The sequence below is a fragment of the Paraburkholderia sp. RL17-347-BIC-D genome (assembly GCF_046027915.1).
In the GTDB taxonomy this organism is placed as follows: domain Bacteria; phylum Pseudomonadota; class Gammaproteobacteria; order Burkholderiales; family Burkholderiaceae; genus Paraburkholderia.
This window is the reverse complement of record NZ_JARESS010000036.1, coordinates 16,031-30,555: the sequence shown is the minus strand read 5'-3', so window position 1 is coordinate 30,555 and position 14,525 is coordinate 16,031. Positions and strand designations below refer to the sequence as shown.

Sequence of the window (14,525 nt, the reverse complement as noted above, 5' to 3'; positions counted from 1 at the left end):
ATATTCCACTCGGATTACCGGAACGCCAACGGTTAATCACATTTGGTATTAAATTAAGGAGACTTGCATGTCCGACGATTCCATCCGGGCCGCAATCAAAGCACACCTCGGCGTTAATCTCGAATGGCTTGCGAAAAGGCGGGAAGACATCGTCGACGCCGATCTGAAGATTGTCGATCCCCACCATCATGTGTGGGACATGCCGGGCAACCGATACCTGTTCGACGAGGCCTTGGCCGACTTTCAGTCTGGACACAATGTCGTGTCCACCGTTCACGTCCAGTGCCATTCCATGTATCGGGCTGAAGGACCTGAAGAAATGAAGCCAGTCGGAGAAACCGAGTTCGTCAATGGTGTCGCTGCCCAAAGCGCAAGCGGCGAATACGGTTCAGCCAGGGTTTGCTCGGGGATCATCGGAACCACCGACCTCATGTTAGGTGATCGCGTCCAGCCGGTTCTGGAAGCGCATCTTCTGGCAGGCGGTGGACGTTTTCGGGGGATCAGGCCTACTGCGGCGTGGCACGAAAGCTCACAGGTCCGGGCGCTGAACATCCCGCCGCATATCTTGATGCAAGACCAGGCGCGAGCCGCTATCAAGTGCATAGACCATCTTCGGCTTACGCTCGATTTGTGGGTGTTCTTTACTCAACTCGACGAGGCTCTCGATGTCTGTCGCTCGTTCCCAAATCTGAAGGTCATCATCAATCATGTCGGCGGCCCGGTCGGAATTGGCCCTTACGTCGACCAGAAGGAGGCTGTATTCAAGGAATGGCGAAGCAGGATTGAAGCGTTGGCCAAGCAACCCAATACCGTCATCAAGCTCGGTGGTCTCGCAATGCGCTACGGCGGGTTTAATTTCAATCAGCTCCCAGAACCGCCTTCGTCGGATCTTCTCGTTGAGAAATGGAAGCCGTATATTGATGTCTGTATCGAAAGTTTTGGTCCTCAGCGATGCATGTTTGAAAGCAATTTCCCGGTAGATCGCGGCATGTGCAATTACCACGTGCTTTGGAATGCGTACAAGAAGATGACGCGCTCCTACTCTGCCGACGAACGCGAGTATTTATTCAGCAAGACCGCGGCAGAGACTTACCGCTTAGCCATTTAGTCGCAATTACATTCGCCCGAGGAGCAGTAACGATCGTAGATTTTGCAGGTATCCTTGGGCGAATTTCCTACAGCAGGCGAAGCCTGTGGTTTGTCGACCAATAGTACGCATTCCTGCGGCCTGCACTCGGCACGCCGAGCTGCCGCCGCAGAGAAAACGCCCTTACTGGCTCAATAGATCAACCATTTCAGGAACTGCAGCGAATAGATCGCCAATAAGACCATAGTCGGCCACACTAAAGATTGGCGCCTCTGCATCCTTGTTGACCGCGACGATCACCTTCGAGTCTTTCATGCCTGCCAGATGTTGAATAGCCCCCGAGATGCCGACCGCAATATACAATTTCGGTGCGACGATCTTGCCCGTTTGTCCCACCTGGTAGTCGTTGGGGACGAAGCCGGCATCTACTGCCGCACGCGACGCACCCAGCGCGCCGCCCAATCTATCGGCTAGGGGTTCGAGCACCTTCGTGTAGTTCTCTCCACTACCCAAACCACGCCCACCCGATACGACAACGTCCGCACCGGTGAGCTCCGGTCGATCGAGCTTTGTCACCTGACGGCTCATGAACAGTGAGACTCCCGAATCTGGAGCTGCCGCAATCTTCTCGATCGAGGCGCTGCCGCCGTTAGTGGCCGCAGCGTCGAAGCCCGTCGCCCGCACCGTAATCACCTTGATCGGATCAGCCGACTGCACCGTTGCAATCACATTGCCCGCGAACACGGGACGTATGAATGTGTCCGAGCTTTCAACTGCAGTGATGTCGCTGATCTGCGCAACGTCAAGCCTCGCTGCGATGCGCGGAGCAACGTTCTTTCCGTACGCCGTCGCTGGTAACACGATGTGCGAGTAGTTATCCGCAACGCTTACAACAGTCCCTTCAACATTTTCGGCAAGCCTCTCAGCCAGATGAGGCGCGTCAGCCAGCAGGACCTTGGAAACGCCGGCTATTTTTGTTGCTACCTCAGTTGCCTCCTGCGCGTCGTATCCAGCGATCAGCAGGTGAATCTCGCCGCCGGTAAAAAGTGAGATGACCGCCGCTGCAGTCACCGCGTTCAAAGTAGCGCCCTTGACGGCCGCATTGTCATGCTCGGCTACTACAAGAATCGTCATTCTGCTCACTCCTTTCACATCACCTTTGCTTCGCTTCTCAGCTTCTCGACAAGCGTCTTTACGTCCGGAACGATCACACCGGCCGAACGCTTCGGCGGGTCGGCGAACTTCAGCGTCTTCAGACGTGGCGTCACATCGACGCACAGATCCTCGGGCTTTATCATTTGCAAGGGCTTCTTCTTTGCTTTCATCAGGTTAGGCAGCGTCACGTAGCGCGGCTCGTTCAGTCGCAGATCGGTCGTCACCACGGCCGGCAATGCCAGCGAAAGGGTCTCTGCACCACCGTCTACCTCGCGCGAAACGATGACCCGACCGTCGACGACGTCGACCTTCGAAGCAAACGTCGCCTGCGGCAGACCAGCCAACGCGGCCATCATCTGACCGGTTTGGTTCGAGTCGTCATCGATCGCCTGTTTGCCGAAGATGATCAGCTGTGGCTGCTCCTTATCAACTACCGCCTTGAGCAGCTTTGCGACCGCCAGTGGCTGCAGTTCTTCGTTCGACTCAATCAGGATTGCGCGATCCGCTCCCATCGCCAGCGCGGCACGCAACGTTTCCTGGCATTGCGCGACGCCTGCCGAAACTACGACCACTTCCGTCGCTACACCCGACTCCCTCAAGCGCACAGCCTCTTCAACTGCGATCTCGTCGAAAGGGTTCATCGACATCTTGACGTTCGTAACATCAACGCCACCGCCGTCCGATCTCAAACGTACCTTGACGTTGTAATCGACAACTCTCTTTACCGCGACGATAACTCGCACTCGTCCTCCGATTTCACTGATTCGACTTGTCCGCACCTTTCGGCGCAGGACCTTCGGCCATAGGTCGCTACATCAATATGATTTCGGCAAGCCGAGCACCTTCTCTGCGATGAAGCACATGATCATCTGGGGGCTAACGGGAGCCAAACGCGGAATAAAGGATTCTCTCAAGTACCGCTCAACGTGATATTCCTTGGCATACCCCATGCCGCCCAATGTTGCGATCGCCGTCTGGCACGACTGAAAAGCGGCTTCGGCCGCGAGATATTTGGCGCTGTTGGCCTCTGCACCGCATGACTTGCCGGAATCGTAGAGCGTCGCGGCCTTCATCACCATCAGGTTTGCGGCCTCGAGTTGCATCCATGCCTGCGCTAGCGGGTGCTGAATCGCCTGGTTTTGCCCGATCGGACGACCGAACACGACGCGTTCCTTTGCATACTGCGTGGCGCGCCGCAGCGCGACCTGTCCAAGGCCAATTGCTTCGGCCGCGATAAGAATGCGCTCCGGGTTGAGCCCGTGGAGCAGATATTTGAACCCTTGCCCTTCCTCGCCGATCATGTCCGCGACCGGAACGCGCAACCCGTCGATGAACAACATATTCGAATCAACGGCCTTGCGACCCATCTTTTCGATCTCCCGTACCTCCACACGGCTACGGTCGAGATCGGTATAAAACAGACTCAGGCCGTCAGTCGGCTTAGCCGCCTTTTCCAAGGCGGTGGTGCGCGCGATGATCAGCATCTTGTTCGCTACCTGAGCCGTCGAAATCCAGATTTTTCTACCAGTAATAACAAAGTGGTCCCCGTCGCGCACAGCCTGCGTCTTCAAATGGGTGGTATCAAGTCCTGCGTCCGGCTCCGTAACCGCGAAGCACGCTTTGTGCTCACCTCTGATGAGCGGCGGGAGGAATCTTTTCTTTTGGTCTTCTGTTCCAAAAACCTGAACAGGGTTAAGGCCAAATATATTCATGTGAACCGCCGAGGCGCCCGACAAGCCCGCTCCCGAAGCGCTGATCGTTCGCATCATCAGTGCAGCTTCGGTCATCCCTAGACCCGCCCCACCGTAATCGGGCGACATCGCGATGCCAAGCCAGCCGTTCTCCGCCAGAGTTTGATGAAAATCGTGAGGAAAGCTGCCGCTACGATCACGCTCCAGCCAGTACTCGTCGTCAAACTTCTCACACACCTTTTCGATGGACGCCTGTATCGACAGTTGATCCTCGTTGAGATCAAAATTCATAATATTGCACTCCTAAAGTTCTATTTGATACTAACTAAAGCAATCAAGGTAGAAGTAGATCCAGCATGGGATTAGGCCAGTCCTTGCCGCTCTAATTGTCCAGGTTCTTCCGAATCCATCGAGCCGATGCAGTCTACGCAGAGCCCCTTATGAACGTTCAGACGACAGCAACCTTTCCGCTAGCCGAAGATGAGGCCGATCAACCATTTTTCCGTCCAACGTCGCGACGCCGTCGCCTGCGTCAAACGCGGCGATGATGCGGCGCGCCCAGGCGAGTTCCTCTTCGGATGGCGTAAACACTTGGTTGATCGGACGAAGTTGCCCGGGATGTATTGCTGCCTTCGCCGAGAAACCATCTTCCTTCGCCTCTCGCGCTTCACCCTCCACGCTCCGCATATCCGTAATTTCGGCTGAGATCGCGTCGACGGCCTGCACCCCCGCGTTGGCCGCGGCAATTAAGCACAGAGCTCGCGCATGCGCGAATGCACCCACCCACCGACCGTTCGCCTTTCTCCGGACAGCGCCGATATCCGCAGCAAGATCTTCGGCGCCCCACATCAGCGCCACAAGCCTCGGCGAGACGTCCCTGTATGACTCAAGACGAAAGAGTGACGACGACGTTTCAGTCACGATCGGTAGAATCTTTGCTGGCGATCCATTACGAGGGTACACCGCCTCGAACGCGTCGAGATAATGTCCGAGCTGTCGAACATCTTCGGCACTGGTCGATTTCGGCAAGACGATTCCGTCTGGCCGGTGCCGCATGACAATGGCGAGATCGTCCAACGTAGCGCCGCTTTCGAGATCGTTTACTCGAACGTACAAATGCTTGTTGACCTCGCTTCGGCGTTGAGCAAGAAATACGTCCAGACATGCTCTTGCTTCAGATTTCTTGCTCGCCGCGACGGAATCCTCCAAGTCGAAGATTAACGCGTCCGCTTCGCCCTCGATCGACTTTTCAAGTTTCCGAAGGCTATCCGCCGGCACAAACATAAACGAGCGAATCATGCTGCGCTCCGACGCATCATCGCAGTGCGCACGCATCGGCAAACGGTCTCACCAGTCTGTTTGGTTGCGATATGCTCGAACTCAACGAGCCCCGCATTCGGACGAGACCGACTTTCGCGCAAAGTGAGCACTGTTGTGCGTGCTCGAATGGTGTCCCCGTGGAAAACCGGATTCGGGAAAGTTACCTCGCTCATCCCCAAATTTCCGATTGTCGTGCCAATCGTTGTGTCGTTGACGGTCATCCCAATCAGCAACCCCAATGTAAACAGGCTGTTCACTAAGGGCTTCCCGAACTCCGTCTTGCCAGCAAACTCCGCATCAATGTGAAGTGGTTGAACGTTCAGCGTTAAGCAACTGAAAAGAACGTTGTCCGTCTCCGTAACAGTACGAGACCACGGGTGATCGAAGATCCTCCCAATCTCAAAGTCCTCAAAATACAAGCCAGCCATCGTCACGTCTCCATAACTAAGTGGTATGCCGGTGCCCCTTCTTCCCACAAAAAAAACACGACACCCTAGGACCGTTCTTCCCAAGCCCTTCGCTCGGGTTGTCTCGCCACAAAGGCGCTCTGGTGCATTCGCGAAGCCGCGTTCATCCGCCAGATCTAGTGCGGCGAGAACGGTCCTTATTCAGCAAAGCCTCCGCGCCAAGAACGTATCCCTCCAGCCCCATTAGTGCGGCAAGCTGGAATACCTCCAAGATTTCGTCACGGGTCGCGTCGTGTTTGAGCGCATTTCGAATGTGAAGCGCGAGACCGGGTCCATACATATGAGTTACGGAGCAGTCGATTGCGATATAGACAAACTCCCGCTCCTTGGGCGTTAGTGCGCCATTTTTCCACGGTTCCGCCGACAACTCGGATAGCGCCCGAAAGTAGTTGGGCATAAGCCGCGCCAATGCGTCTCGGTCTTCGTTCCAGAAACCTCGCATCTTGATAAAGTCTTCCTTAACCGCTTCGACGTCGGCCCGCGGCGCAGGCATCTTCGCCTCTTCTTCACGTCCCGCTTGATCCAACTCTTTCATGAGGATCGGCACTGCGGAATACAAGGCGTGATTCGCGAGCCCAACGATCGAAAGCAAAACGTCCAGTACATCTTCTTCGGATGCACCCGCTACTCTGGAGCGCTCTATGTGGCGTCTGATTGCGTCCGCATTGATCGACGTCGCCGAGGCGTGTAGAGCAAGGAGAATGAGTTCCTTCATCCGTGGCGACAGCAATACGCCCTTGAAGGCGGCCTCCCAGAAGTGCGTCGCTGCAGAATATGAAGTCGCAGTGAGCTCACGCAATCGGTCCGGCACCGACGAGTCACTGAAGGCTGAGTCTAGTCGGGCGAGGTCGTCCTTCTTCATTCGTGAATGCATGTCTCGTGGTTTTCCGTAATGGTCGTTGTGCAATCAAGGTTAGGAGTAGGCGCATCCTGCGTCAACCAGCCCCCGGGAGCAAGCTCCTTGCCAGCAGTCGCAAAGATAGACCTTGCGTAAATTCGGTCGGCTTGCGTGCGGCACTTGTGCTCAGCCAAGCAGTTCGATCAGTTCCGCAATATCTGTCACTTCACGAAAATTCTGAAGCAAGTGAATGCAGGTTCTGATCTTGTCCGGTTCCACACCGGCCAGTGGACACAAGGCTTCGAATTTTGCTTCGACATCCGGCCATTCAATTCCCCTCGACGCAGAGCCTCGAGGGGCGTAGACAGTCTTCGAGAAGCTGTGACCCTCACGCGTTCTCACGGTGACTGTGGCGCCCTGCCTATAGCGCTCCAAATTTTCGGTCGGCGGATCACCCACCTCTACGAGATCGAGAAGCCGTCGGATGTTGGGCTCCATGATCTTTCCCGGCGAGAGATGCTGCCAGGTGAAGTCGCGATCTGCCACACTGGCTGCGGCGAAATAGACGGGGCTGTGCGCTGCGCCGATTAAATCTGTGGGATGGCGCGGGCCGCTGAATTTGCGCATCTTGGGCAGTGAACAGACGATAGCCACAACTTCGCCAGCCGGCACATTAGCCATAAGCGAAGCCTCTGCGGCGGCTTCTGCCATAGCGTGATACGGGTGCGCCCCCGGAACCAGCTTGATGGCCATTTCTTCGAGAATCTTCCAGCTCTCGCCCAACCCGCGCGTGACCTGCGCGACACGGCCTGATTCGTGAGCGTCCACACCATAGGTATGGAAAAAGCCGCTTGGATGCTCGAAGACGCCTCCCTCTGATTTATAGCCGAGACCGGCTAGCTGCGCGGCCTCCACGCCCAACATTGCGGCGAGTCCAGCGTGGTGCTCACGAGCGGTACTCGTATTGGCTGCCGCCAGCAGCCCGGCGTTGGACGTCGCCGCGAGGCCAAGTGCGTGAGTCAACTGTTCGGCGTCCAACTTCAGCAACAAAGCCGAGGCGACTGTCGCGCCGAAGATTGCGATCATGCAGCCGTGAAAACCTTTTTCCCAAATGAGTCCGGGCACTACACCGCCGTTGATGCGCCCAGCGATCTCATAACCAAGGGTAATGGCGGTCAGAACATCTTTGCCGCTAGAGCCCGTTTTCTGCGCTACAGCAAGCGAAGCGGCGACCAGCGGGGTGCCCGGGTGGGTTACGTTACGGAGGTCACTGTCGTCGGACGCTGCGGCGTCGCTCATGACCGCATTGATTCGCGCGGCTCTTGCCGCAGGCAGCCTCGTTGGACCACTAAACCAGGCCCGTGAATCAGGCATGCCGCCGTTTTCGATCTCAAAGCGACGCACAATTTGCGCTGACTCAAGGTTCGCTCCCATGGCTGCGCTCGCTACGGTGCTAGCGATCAGCATGGCGGCGTAGTCGGTTGCTTTTGTGGGTATGTCCTGAAACTGAGTGCGGGCGGCAAACAGCGCGAGCTCGGCTGCAATGGTCATACTGTCTCCACTTTAGTTTCGAATACAGACATTAGCGGTCGCCGTGTTGGCAGGGCGACTTGAACTTGCCAGAAGAGGTTGCTGCGCTCACCAGCGGGGCTGGATCGCAACTCGCTCCATTAGCGTTTCGCCTCTTTGTTGGCGACGATGCATCGCTTCCGAGTATATCGACCGGCTAACCCCTCACCTTTGCCGGTATTGGCAAGCACCTTGCCTTGCTATTTCATTGTTGCGGCAGAAGACCGCGAGTAATCGAACGAATCAAAACCGCGAACAGGCCTTTGCGAATACCTAATTTCGTCTGCGCCAACTATCTACGTTTCGATTGTAGAATCAAATAGCGTATTTCATGGTCGGCCGTTCCGTATTGGACGGGTATATGCACCATGTACCGTCCTTGTGACGGAAGAAGATCAATGCCACGGGGCCGGCCGACCGCATCGCTTCGACGCGTACGTAGTACTCACGCTTGACTCGCATCCGTCCGAATTCGGTGACTCTCACCTTGATTGAAGGGTCCGTGACGAGCCAATTTTCGACCATCGAGCGCAAAGACTTTCCTGCGGTAGCCATCGTCAGCTCCTTCCAGTTCGTGCACGTTCTCGGACATCCGCCGCACGCCGCTTGACGCCGTCGCTGAGGTCGACCTCAGCATTCGGATTTATCGCCTGTTGCTAACAGCTCGTTTGACGTGCTGCATTTTCCGTCGGTAAATCGTCCATCCTTAAAACGATTGTAGATGGCCAGCCGTCACCGATTTTTGCTATTTCTGGCAAGCACCTTGGCTCGTCATTTTGCATTGAGCAGTGTCGACGAACGCACGGCAGGTTGGTCGGCCTCTACCGACGTGGGACGTTTTGGATCACCGTCGTCCCCATGGTGCTCTTTGGGGAACAGCCCATCGTCGTTTTGGCCAATGCGTCGCTCGTGAGCTCTGTCGCCAATTTGTCAACCATCAAGACATCAATTGTCTGGCGTTCTAGCGTAATTGCTGCCGGATCACCAAACCTACCGGGTTCACGCTTGAACAGACCGTGCAAGCGGCCCCGGGGGCGACGGTGTTTCGACGGGCCGAATCTGTCCGGGCTTAACTATTCGTCTCGCGCGGATCGACAGCGGGTTTACGCGCATCTTTGCCGTTACGGTATGGTCAGTTCTTACAGCGAAGGGTTCAAAATTCTGGACCCCGCTTTACCTCCGCCCGCGCCATCGCACCGCATTCGGCAGCCCCCGCCTCGCCGCCCCACGTCACTGGCGGGCTCGGCAATCCGATCCCTCATCATCCGTGCACAAGCACCGAATTCGCAGGCCTGCGAAGGCATGCCGTCACCCGGGAGTTCGGTCATCTTCTCATCCACACGACATAGGGATTTTCACCATTCGGTATTAAGTCAAAGTCTGTCAAGATCCAAGTGGCTGGCGCCGAGTCGATCAACGCTTTTACTGGCTGTTTCGATCCCGTCTGCAGGGCTGGTCGCGCTGGGACTCTCCTCTAGGAAGCCGTTCTCTCGGGCATTAGGACCAGCCTGCCTGATCGCGGTCGAACCGGGCCATGGCGTCGCACCAAAATCACTAGCGCGCTCATAGACAAGTGTTTGACAGGCCGGCTTAGAAAAATACAAGCGATCCAAGGTGGATTCAAATGGACGATTTCACACGCATAGAGACTTTCATCAAGGTCGCCGAGGTTGGCAGCTTTTCTGCGGCCGCTCGCTGTACGGATAGCTCGATCAGCTCGGTAGCGAGACAGGTGCAGTCGCTCGAAGAAGAGCTTGGCATACGACTTCTCAACCGCAGTACCCGTAGCTTGTCTCTTACCGAACCAGGTCGGATGTTCTACGACCGCGCATGCGCCATCGCCAGAGATCTCAGCAACGCAAAATCCGAAGCCACATCCTTTCAGGAGAGTGTGAAGGGAGTCTTGAGGATCCTGCTACGTGTATCGACAGGCACCACGATTATTGTTCCAGCACTCCCCAAACTCCTGGCTCAATACCCCGAGCTAAGCTTTGATATTTCGCTGACTGACGAACGACTGGACCTCGTCGCCAACAATATCGACGTGGCTGTGTGGATGGGCCATATACCCGACTCCGAGATTGTCGCAAGACGCTTAAGTCCCAGCCAACGAATCGTGTGCGGCTCTCCGAAATATTTTGAGCAGAAGGGCGTCCCGGAGCGTCCAGATGACCTGGAGCATCATAACTGCCTGCTTTATACGGCGCGCTCGTACAGCAACGTCTGGGGATTTGCCCAAAACGACGCCCGTCAGGAGATCAAGGTTCAAGGCAACCTGCGCTCCGATAATGGTTCGGTATTGCTTTCCGCAGCGTTGGCAGATCTTGGCGTCATCATGGTTCATGAATGGATGGTTCGCGCACCCATCTCACGTGGCAGGCTCGTCAGAGTACTCAGCGAATATAGCGTTAGCCCGAAAGCCGGTGACGCGGAACTGTATGCTGTATATCCAAGCAGTCGCGGACTTTCCCGCAAGGTCCGAATTTTTATCGATTTTCTGGTAGAGCTGTTCAAGGGACAAGATGTGCAACCCGAAGCCACTGGACTGGCAACCGTTGCCCCTCTAAACAGCCCGATGCGGTGATTGCCCTCTCTTCGGGATAACCACGTCGGGCGCGATCCGGCCGCCGGTTCCCGATACCCTAACCACTGCAAGCGCTCGCGAACCGCGTGCCTCGCTGTCAGTCACCCAAGGGGCAGGCGATAGCCGGCCCAGTACCCGGCTTAACGCTGATGCGCGGGGCTCCCCGGGATCACATCGTCGACATGGCCGGGGCTGCACCGAGTAATCGCGTGCAATGAAGCTGCAGCTGCGACCGCCGGCACGGCGAGCATGCCGAACACATTACCGAATCGCCAGCCCAATCCGAGTAGCCCGGCTCCAAGGAAGGCGCCCGCTACCGCGCCGACACGCCCGACGCCAAGGGTCCAAGCCACTCCGGTCGCACGACCTGCAATGGGATAGAGGCTCGCAGCGTAAGCCGAGGTGGAGGTTGCCGCGCTTGTAACCACCATCCCGCAGATGAAGACCAGCACACCAATCAATAATGGCGGGTCGCCGATGCACTGTCCCACAACCACCACCAGTGCTGCCGCCAGCAGATAAGCAATGACGATTGTGCGATTGGCGCTGAACCGGTCCATCAGCCAGCCGGCAGAAAACGTGCCCACTATACCGCCAAGCGGAAATAAGGCGGTCAACAGAGCACCATCCGCGACGTTGAAGCCAGCGTCTCTGAACAACGTTGGCATCCAGTTGGTCAATAGATAGTAAATTAGACAACCCATGAAATACGCCGTCCACAGCAGGAGAGTGCGAGGAAGGTAACGACGGGAGACCACAAGGGCGAGCGCCGAACCTCCCTGCCCCGAGTCTTGATCGGCCTGCGTGACGACAAACTCACAATCGTCAAAGCGCTGCTGCGGAGTGATGCGGGTCAGAATTCGAACAATACGCTGATGCGTTCCTTCGCGAACTGCAAGGAACTGCACCGACTCAGGAAGCAACAACGCTAGCAATACGGCGAGCACGAGCGGCCCATAGCCGCCCGCTGTCAATACGCTTTGCCATCCTGCATGTGGAATCAGCCATGCCGAGGCGACGCCTCCTGCTACAAGTCCGCATGAGAATCCGCAGACCATTGTATTAACAACGATACCCCGCAAGCGCGCCGGCGCGTATTCCGACATGAGTGTTATCGCGTTCGGAAGCGACGCACCGAGGCCAAGCCCTGCCAGGAGACGATACGCGGTCAGCGCACCGATGGTTTGCGCGTGTGCCGCGACGAGGCTCCATCCTCCGAAGAAGGCTACGGACAAAACAAGGACAGATTTCCTTCCGAACCGATCCGCGATAGGCCCTGCGAGAAGCGCTCCGATGCCAAGGCCAACTAACGCCGCGCTCATTACCGACCCAAGCGCGCCCCGCTCAATGCCCCAATCGTGCACCAAAGAAGGAGCGATAAAGCCGATCGCCGCAGTGTCGAAGCCATCGGCGGCGAGGATGAGAAAACACAGAACCAGAACCAGCCACTGGCACGGGGAAAATCGTTCAGCGTCGATAAACGATCGAACGTCGAGCGTGCGAGTTGCCTGTTTCATGCGCGACGTCTCAATGAAATAGCTAGTATGTTTGACAGCGACCAAGGCCAGCGAACATCTCGGCGTGAACCACCGGCAAACCCGTCTGCGAGTGGCCTCAGGCCGCCAGTTGCTTGTATGACAACAACTTTGCTATGGCTGACACGACTGCAGTGTGTAGTATGCAACGCCTGCGCTCACGAAGTGGCGACCAAAGTGAAGTGCTCCATCCTTGGTGGCTGCGCAAAGAACGGAGTGACGATCGAGCGCCAGATCTCGCGTTCCGGCGTGCCAATGTAGGTAACCATGTGATCTTCCAGCGACTCCCACAAAACCTGCATCACATATCGCTCCGGCGACTCCACACCTTTATGCAAGTTATAGCTTGTCGCACCTTTTGCCTTCGCGGTAATCGTTCGCAATGCACGTCCGATGGCCTCTTCGAAAGCCTCGTACTCGCCGGGGCGGATGTAAATCTCGGCGATTTCCAGAACCATCTCATGCTCCTTGAACTCGGTTGAAGAAATTGCAGCAACAACGCTGCCGTGTCGAACTTAAGCGATCGTGATGATCGTCCGATTCTGACGTTTCAGGCGTCGTATCAGCGTCAGTCGCCGCTCGGCGGCAAACCAGCGATGCGCCGCCAGTGATCGAAAGTCTCGTCGCCAAGAGAATCGATTAAAGCTTTCATGGCTCGAACCGCAGGGTATCGCCCCTTAGCGTGAGAAGCCATTTCAACGGCGAGGGTAAGGTCCTTGCGCATGATCGCCCCAACCCCTGCATAAGACTTGCGATCCTGCACCCACTCCGAATACCCTGCTTGCGGGCCTGCCGGGTCTTTAGAGCGAGCGTTTCGACCGGAGCAGGCCTCGAGTACATGTGAGACTCGAATTGGATCCAAGCCTCGCTCAATGGCGAGACGGTATGCCTCACCTGCGATGACTGTGACGGACACGCCGATGACGTTGTTGACGATCTTCATCGTCTGCGCAGTACCGAGACGACCACAATGAATTCGCTGCGCTCCGAGCTTCTCAAGGACGGGCTCGACCGTTTTGATGTCTCGCTCATCGCCGCCCGTCAAAATCGTAAGCGTGCCCTGCTCTGCCCCACGCACACCGCCGCTGATCGGCGCGTCGATAATGCGAACGGCCGCCGGGCGCAACTGTTCCGCAATGTCTTCGATGACCTCCGCGGAAACCGTGCTCATGACCGTTAGAATCGGCGATCTCTGCGCGGTGACTGCGCTCAGAATGCCGTCCTCTCCCATGATCACTTCCCAAACCTGATCTGGGGTGGCGACTAGAATCAGGATGACATCTGCGTCCGCACAAGCTTCCGGCGTCGGCGCGACGCGAGCTCCCGTGCCTGCGAACATTGCCACGACGTCAGCATTTCTTTCACACACGATAAGCTCGAAGCCTGCGTCCTGAACACGGCGTGCTATCGGAGCACCCATGGCTCCGAGCCCGATAACGGCAACCGACCGGATTGTCATGACAAATCCTCCCTGTACGCGTCCATGAAACTCAAGTCTGCCCACTCGTCGTCCGCCAATAACCTGTACGATAAGTGCGGCACCCAACTTCAACAACCCGCCAGCAAAAGCAAGGATCTTTGCGTCGGACGGGAAACCCAGAACTACGACAGTGTCGGAAGATTGGGACACCGCCTAAGTGGCGACCTAACACCAAAAAATCCACGAATTGAATGAGGACGATCCAGACATCTCAAAGCGCAGCGTCTATCGCTCGTTATACGCAATTTTGCGTATACGTACATGACGAATGTGACTTCTATAATAGCCTTAGTTTTCACGTTACTTTGGATAACCAACTATGTCGCTCAATACGCTTTTCTCTCACATCCGCCCGAATGACACCGAGTACCAGAGTGATGGACTACGTGATTTCTTCGAATACCGTGATCTCGGCATCGTCAACGCGACCAACGGTAAAGTGATTGCGCATCTCGTGCGAGCCAAGAACGAGCCAGAAGCAGGAACCGGATGGCATGTTCACGAGGCTGACTTTCAGATCGTCATCATGCTTAAGGGATGGGCAAAGTTCATGTACGAAGACAGGGAGACACTCGTTTCTGCTGGAGACTGCGTGCATCAGGCTCCCGGCATCCGTCACTTCCTCTTCGACTACTCCGAGGACATGGAGTATCTGGAGATTGTTGGTCCTGCGGACTTCAAGAGCGTTCCTGTCAACGTTCCATTCGAGGTTCCGGAACCGACAGGCTGGAAAAAGTAAATCGAGGAGGCGCGCTGAGTCGCGCCCCTTTTTCGGCCTTCGTGTTGATGGCCTGATCAG

The 14,525-nt window shown here is 56.3% G+C and carries 14 protein-coding genes; 3 read left to right on the top strand and 11 right to left on the bottom strand.

Annotated features, from left to right (window positions below; all coding sequences use genetic code 11):
• The first annotated feature begins 67 nt into the window (after positions 1–67).
• Entirely contained in the window at positions 68–1,108 is a 1,041-nt protein-coding gene (locus P0D96_RS34010) for an amidohydrolase family protein (protein ID WP_408317982.1), read from the top strand.
• 162 nt (positions 1,109–1,270) lie between these two features.
• Here P0D96_RS34010 and P0D96_RS34005 read toward each other — a convergent pair whose 3' ends face one another.
• The 8 genes from P0D96_RS34005 to P0D96_RS33970 all read right to left on the bottom strand — a co-directional run bounded on the left by P0D96_RS34005 (position 1,271) and on the right by P0D96_RS33970 (position 8,682).
• A complete protein-coding gene (locus P0D96_RS34005) occupies positions 1,271–2,221 on the bottom strand; it encodes an electron transfer flavoprotein subunit alpha/FixB family protein (RefSeq protein ID WP_408317978.1) in 951 nt (316 codons plus the stop codon).
• Between the two features lie 14 nt (positions 2,222–2,235).
• Positions 2,236–2,985, bottom strand: a complete 750-nt coding sequence (locus tag P0D96_RS34000; RefSeq protein WP_408317976.1) for an electron transfer flavoprotein subunit beta/FixA family protein — start codon at positions 2,983–2,985, stop codon at positions 2,236–2,238.
• Positions 2,986–3,057: 72 nt separating this feature from the next.
• Positions 3,058–4,224: an acyl-CoA dehydrogenase family protein gene (locus P0D96_RS33995; protein ID WP_408317974.1), complete on the bottom strand. Its 1,167-nt coding sequence runs from the start codon at positions 4,222–4,224 to the stop codon at positions 3,058–3,060.
• A 147-nt stretch (positions 4,225–4,371) separates the two neighbouring features.
• Entirely contained in the window at positions 4,372–5,232 is an 861-nt protein-coding gene (locus tag P0D96_RS33990; protein ID WP_408317972.1) for an HpcH/HpaI aldolase/citrate lyase family protein, read from the bottom strand.
• Positions 5,229–5,681 (bottom strand): MaoC family dehydratase, encoded by a 453-nt coding sequence (locus tag P0D96_RS33985; RefSeq protein ID WP_408317970.1) that lies wholly within the window; start codon positions 5,679–5,681, stop codon positions 5,229–5,231. The genes P0D96_RS33990 and P0D96_RS33985 overlap by 4 nt, the downstream gene beginning before the upstream one ends.
• Before the next feature lie 142 nt (positions 5,682–5,823).
• A complete protein-coding gene (locus P0D96_RS33980; RefSeq protein WP_408317968.1) occupies positions 5,824–6,582 on the bottom strand; it encodes a carboxymuconolactone decarboxylase family protein in 759 nt (252 codons plus the stop codon).
• A 162-nt stretch (positions 6,583–6,744) separates the two neighbouring features.
• Positions 6,745–8,109, bottom strand: coding sequence for an MmgE/PrpD family protein (locus P0D96_RS33975; protein ID WP_408317966.1), 1,365 nt, complete (start codon positions 8,107–8,109; stop codon positions 6,745–6,747).
• A gap of 333 nt (positions 8,110–8,442) precedes the next feature.
• Complete coding sequence (locus tag P0D96_RS33970) at positions 8,443–8,682, bottom strand: hypothetical protein (protein WP_408317965.1); 240 nt, start codon at positions 8,680–8,682, stop codon at positions 8,443–8,445.
• 1,069 nt (positions 8,683–9,751) lie between these two features.
• Between P0D96_RS33970 and P0D96_RS33965 the strand changes: the two genes are divergently transcribed.
• Positions 9,752–10,711 carry a LysR family transcriptional regulator gene (locus P0D96_RS33965; protein ID WP_408317963.1) on the top strand — a complete coding sequence of 320 codons (960 nt, stop codon included), beginning with the start codon at positions 9,752–9,754 and terminating at the stop codon, positions 10,709–10,711.
• Positions 10,712–10,851: 140 nt separating this feature from the next.
• On the opposite strand, the gene P0D96_RS33960 is transcribed toward P0D96_RS33965, so the two are convergent.
• The 3 genes from P0D96_RS33960 to P0D96_RS33950 all read right to left on the bottom strand — a co-directional run bounded on the left by P0D96_RS33960 (position 10,852) and on the right by P0D96_RS33950 (position 13,705).
• Positions 10,852–12,228 (bottom strand): MFS transporter, encoded by a 1,377-nt coding sequence (locus P0D96_RS33960; protein ID WP_408317961.1) that lies wholly within the window; start codon positions 12,226–12,228, stop codon positions 10,852–10,854.
• A 176-nt stretch (positions 12,229–12,404) separates the two neighbouring features.
• Positions 12,405–12,704, bottom strand: a complete 300-nt coding sequence (locus P0D96_RS33955) for an antibiotic biosynthesis monooxygenase family protein (protein ID WP_408317959.1) — start codon at positions 12,702–12,704, stop codon at positions 12,405–12,407.
• 110 nt (positions 12,705–12,814) lie between these two features.
• Positions 12,815–13,705 carry an NAD(P)-dependent oxidoreductase gene (locus P0D96_RS33950; RefSeq protein ID WP_408317957.1) on the bottom strand — a complete coding sequence of 297 codons (891 nt, stop codon included), beginning with the start codon at positions 13,703–13,705 and terminating at the stop codon, positions 12,815–12,817.
• 340 nt (positions 13,706–14,045) lie between these two features.
• On the opposite strand from P0D96_RS33950, the gene P0D96_RS33945 reads away from it, so the two are divergent.
• Positions 14,046–14,465: a cupin domain-containing protein gene (locus P0D96_RS33945; RefSeq protein WP_408317956.1), complete on the top strand. Its 420-nt coding sequence runs from the start codon at positions 14,046–14,048 to the stop codon at positions 14,463–14,465.
• Positions 14,466–14,525: the final 60 nt, after the last annotated feature.

What these genes read in the sequence shown, in the direction of transcription:
- P0D96_RS34010 (WP_408317982.1), top strand. Translation starts at nt 68, where the DNA reads ATGTCCGACGATTCCATCCGGGCCGCAATCAAAGCACACCTCGGCGTT.
- P0D96_RS34005 (WP_408317978.1), bottom strand. Translation starts at nt 2,221, where the DNA reads ATGACGATTCTTGTAGTAGCCGAGCATGACAATGCGGCCGTCAAGGGC.
- P0D96_RS33995 (WP_408317974.1), bottom strand. Translation starts at nt 4,224, where the DNA reads ATGAATTTTGATCTCAACGAGGATCAACTGTCGATACAGGCGTCCATC.
- P0D96_RS33990 (WP_408317972.1), bottom strand. Translation starts at nt 5,232, where the DNA reads ATGATTCGCTCGTTTATGTTTGTGCCGGCGGATAGCCTTCGGAAACTT.
- P0D96_RS33985 (WP_408317970.1), bottom strand. Translation starts at nt 5,681, where the DNA reads ATGGCTGGCTTGTATTTTGAGGACTTTGAGATTGGGAGGATCTTCGAT.
- P0D96_RS33980 (WP_408317968.1), bottom strand. Translation starts at nt 6,582, where the DNA reads ATGAAGAAGGACGACCTCGCCCGACTAGACTCAGCCTTCAGTGACTCG.
- P0D96_RS33975 (WP_408317966.1), bottom strand. Translation starts at nt 8,109, where the DNA reads ATGACCATTGCAGCCGAGCTCGCGCTGTTTGCCGCCCGCACTCAGTTT.
- P0D96_RS33970 (WP_408317965.1), bottom strand. Translation starts at nt 8,682, where the DNA reads ATGGCTACCGCAGGAAAGTCTTTGCGCTCGATGGTCGAAAATTGGCTC.
- P0D96_RS33965 (WP_408317963.1), top strand. Translation starts at nt 9,752, where the DNA reads ATGGACGATTTCACACGCATAGAGACTTTCATCAAGGTCGCCGAGGTT.
- P0D96_RS33960 (WP_408317961.1), bottom strand. Translation starts at nt 12,228, where the DNA reads ATGAAACAGGCAACTCGCACGCTCGACGTTCGATCGTTTATCGACGCT.
- P0D96_RS33955 (WP_408317959.1), bottom strand. Translation starts at nt 12,704, where the DNA reads ATGGTTCTGGAAATCGCCGAGATTTACATCCGCCCCGGCGAGTACGAG.
- P0D96_RS33950 (WP_408317957.1), bottom strand. Translation starts at nt 13,705, where the DNA reads ATGACAATCCGGTCGGTTGCCGTTATCGGGCTCGGAGCCATGGGTGCT.
- P0D96_RS33945 (WP_408317956.1), top strand. Translation starts at nt 14,046, where the DNA reads ATGTCGCTCAATACGCTTTTCTCTCACATCCGCCCGAATGACACCGAG.